Origin of the sequence: Photobacterium piscicola, assembly GCF_900166965.1 — a bacterium.
Lineage (GTDB): Bacteria > Pseudomonadota > Gammaproteobacteria > Enterobacterales > Vibrionaceae > Photobacterium > Photobacterium piscicola.
On the sequence record NZ_FUZI01000031.1, the window covers coordinates 1 to 1,515 of the forward strand.

Annotated in this window: 2 tRNA genes and 2 rRNA genes; all 4 read left to right on the forward strand. The window is 50.4% G+C overall.

Annotation, left to right across the window (positions count from 1 at the left end):
• A 23S ribosomal RNA gene (locus CZ809_RS20560) occupies positions 1 to 701 on the forward strand; the annotation flags it as partial.
• Positions 702 to 838: 137 nt separating this feature from the next.
• Positions 839 to 954 (forward strand): 5S ribosomal RNA (rrf, locus tag CZ809_RS20565).
• Between the two features lie 69 nt (positions 955 to 1,023).
• Positions 1,024 to 1,100 (forward strand) — tRNA-Asp (locus CZ809_RS20570).
• 37 nt (positions 1,101 to 1,137) lie between these two features.
• Positions 1,138 to 1,214, forward strand: a tRNA-Trp gene (locus CZ809_RS20575).
• Positions 1,215 to 1,515: the final 301 nt, after the last annotated feature.

Here is a 1,515-nt window from a genome sequence, read left to right on the forward strand (position 1 = left end):
GACCCCTTATCGGGGTTACGGACAGTGCCTGGTGGGTAGTTTGACTGGGGCGGTCTCCTCCCAAAGAGTAACGGAGGAGCACGAAGGTGGGCTAATCACGGTCGGACATCGTGAGGTTAGTGCAATGGCATAAGCCCGCTTGACTGCGAGAATGACAATTCGAGCAGGTGCGAAAGCAGGTCATAGTGATCCGGTGGTTCTGAATGGAAGGGCCATCGCTCAACGGATAAAAGGTACTCCGGGGATAACAGGCTGATACCGCCCAAGAGTTCATATCGACGGCGGTGTTTGGCACCTCGATGTCGGCTCATCACATCCTGGGGCTGAAGTCGGTCCCAAGGGTATGGCTGTTCGCCATTTAAAGTGGTACGCGAGCTGGGTTTAGAACGTCGTGAGACAGTTCGGTCCCTATCTGCCGTGGGCGTTGGATGATTGAGAGGGGCTGCTCCTAGTACGAGAGGACCGGAGTGGACGAACCGCTGGTGTTCGGGTTGTATCGCCAGATGCATTGCCCGGTAGCTAAGTTCGGAATCGATAACCGCTGAAAGCATCTAAGCGGGAAGCGAGCCTCAAGATGAGTCATCCCTAGACCTTTAAGGTCTCTAAAGGGTTGTTGAAGACTACAACGTTGATAGGTCAGGTGTGTAAGTGCTGCGAGGCATTGAGCTAACTGATACTAATTGCCCGTGAGGCTTAACCATACAACACCCAAGGGGTTTTCCTTCTCATAAGAGAAGAGACGGACTCTACAAACGCTTGAATGCGTGTTGAGAACAACTAGTTAGATTTTCCCAGATTGCTATTTATTGTCATAAGACAATAAATAAACCAGAATTTGCTTGGCGACCATAGCGTTATGGACCCACCTGATCCCATGCCGAACTCAGTAGTGAAACGTAATAGCGCCGATGGTAGTGTGGGGTCTCCCCATGTGAGAGTAGGACATCGCCAGGCTTCAATTTCGTTTTTATCTTTTTATAAAGGTAGAGACAACAAGTTGCATTTATGCTGAATAGACACTGCGGAGTGGTAGTTCAGTTGGTTAGAATACCGGCCTGTCACGCCGGGGGTCGCGGGTTCGAGTCCCGTCCACTCCGCCATTTATTTAAGACACAGTTAAGTCTTTAAAATAACTACAGGGGTGTAGCTCCAACTGGCAGAGCAGCGGATTCCAAATCCGCGTGTTGGGAGTTCGAATCTCTCCACCCCTGCCATCTTCAAGAAAGCCTCGACAGCAATGTCGGGGCTTTTTTACGTCAATATAATTTAGGTGTAGCTCCAACTGGCAGAGCAGCGGATTCGCCATACCGAAAATCAGCGCGTGTTGGGCGTTTGAACCTCGTAATCCCTGCCATCTTCAAGAAAGCCTCGACAGCAATGTCGGGGCTTTTTTACGTCAATATAATTTAGGTGTAGCTCCAACTGGCAGAGCAGCGGATTCGCCATACCGAAAATCAGCGCGTGTTGGGCGTTTGAACCTCGTAATCCCTGCCATCTTCAAGAAAGCCTCGACAG